Source organism: Gordonia sp. i37 (assembly GCF_002043085.1).
Lineage (GTDB): Bacteria > Actinomycetota > Actinomycetes > Mycobacteriales > Mycobacteriaceae > Gordonia > Gordonia polyisoprenivorans.
The window spans coordinates 1-1,746 of sequence record NZ_MVPX01000048.1 but is presented as its reverse complement, the minus strand read 5'-3'; the positions used below and the strand labels follow the sequence as shown (position 1 = coordinate 1,746).

The following is a 1,746-nucleotide window of genomic DNA, read 5'->3' as shown; positions in this document are numbered from 1 at the left end:
GGACCCACCGGCGCCCGACCCTGCTTCTGATAGTGGGTCGTCGGCTCGTTCGACGGTCCGGGCCGGTTCTGGTCGTTACCCGGCTGCTGCGGAGTGCTCATGCTGTTGATCATCGTCCCGTCATCCGCCCAGGTCCATGGGATTCACACGAACGATCGACGGCAGATACGGCCGCCATGCGCGGCGTGCCGTACTTTCAGGTCACCTGTGACCCACGAATACGGCACAAGCCTCCCCGGACAGCACAATGGCCCCCTACCTGCGAGGATAGGGGGCCATTGCCGGCGGTGGCGGAGGGATTTGAACCCTAATCAGCCCTCGCGGTCAGGGGTCGATATATGCTCCCACCTGCGGTTTACCGTCACTAGTCGTCACCCCAGATCACCTGATTTCGTGGGCAAGTGTGGGCAAGATGTGGGCACGTCGCGCTCGAAGACCAACCTGGGCATCTGGCCTGGAGGCCTCCCTTGTTCGGTGACCGCATGTAACCTCGCTTCTCATGTCAGTGGGTGTTCCAAGCAAGTCACGAGTGAATCGTGCAGGCGACTCGCTACGTTCGTTCACCGACTTGCTGAGCGAAGGGAAGGTGGACGAGGTCCGAGAGGCCCTCGACGTTCTGTTCGCCTGGCGCGCATCACACAGCAAGCCCCTCCAGACGGCCACGATGGGGCTCCGGTCTCGTGTACAGACCGAACACTGCCAGGTCGAAGTCTCACAGCGACTTAAGCGGGTTCCCACGATCATCGACAAGCTCTACCGCGAACCTGGAATGAATCTCGCTCGCATGGCCGACATCGGAGGATGTCGAGCAGTCCTCAACTCCATCGACGAGGTACGTCGAGTTGAGAAGCGGCTCTGTAAGCGACGTCCGCCCAAGATTTACCACGACTACATTGCGGAGCCCAAGGCCAGCGGTTATCGCGGTGTCCACGTGATCAGCGTCTACCACGAGCGACTCATTGAGGTCCAGCTACGCACTCGAGTCATGCATGAATGGGCATTCATGGTCGAGCGCGTCACGGGCCAGATGGGCGCCGACGTCAAGTCCGGAAAGGGGCCTCAGGCGGTTCGTGACTGGTTCCAGGCGGTTTCTGAAGCACTAGCTCTGGAAGAGCAGGGGTTGACGGTGCATGAGACACTTGCGGAACGCGTAACATCGCTTAGAGCCGCAGCACAGCCTTTCCTACGAGTAGGACGTAATCGATGACTCAGATCAAGCACTTCCTCCTGGTGTTCGATCATGCACGCGCCGAGCTCCTCGACGTGCAGGAGTTTGGAAGTGACGGACGGTTGGCAATGCAAACGTATGCCGAGAAGGAGCGAGAGCACCTCAAGTCAGGCGACTCGATCGAAATAGTGCTCATCGGCTCCGACTCGCTCGATACGGTGCGTTTGACCCACGCCAACTACTTTGACGGCACTGTCGCCGTTTCGAAGTACTTCGCAGGGATCTGACCAGCGCTGTCCCCAGCCGCCCACGGTTCGGGGTATCGCTTGGGTGGTGTGATCGTGTCGGGGATTTGGTCGCCGGCGCCGGTGCGGCGGACTGGTGGCGCTTTCCGTTCGTGTCGATCGGCTGGGCTCATCCAGAACGTCGGGTAGGTCGGGGTGTCGTCGGTCATGCGTGGCTGTCCTCGGGCGGGTCGACCTCGGTGAGGGTGTCGGTGTCGGGCAGTCGGAACCAGCGCCGACTGTGGAGGTCGAATCGGTGTTCCTCGCCGTAGACGCGCAGCTCTGCTGATGCCA

2 protein-coding genes are annotated in these 1,746 nt (G+C 61.1%); both read left to right on the top strand.

Translation table 11 applies throughout. The features are described from left to right. Window positions 1-499 precede the first annotated feature (499 nt). Window positions 500-1,207, top strand: coding sequence for a RelA/SpoT domain-containing protein (locus tag B1964_RS01800; protein ID WP_079928574.1), 708 nt, complete (start codon window positions 500-502; stop codon window positions 1,205-1,207). Next, window positions 1,204-1,455: a hypothetical protein gene (locus tag B1964_RS01795; protein ID WP_079928573.1), complete on the top strand. Its 252-nt coding sequence runs from the start codon at window positions 1,204-1,206 to the stop codon at window positions 1,453-1,455. Before B1964_RS01800 ends, B1964_RS01795 begins: the two co-directional genes overlap by 4 nt. The last annotated feature ends 291 nt before the right edge of the window (window positions 1,456-1,746 follow it).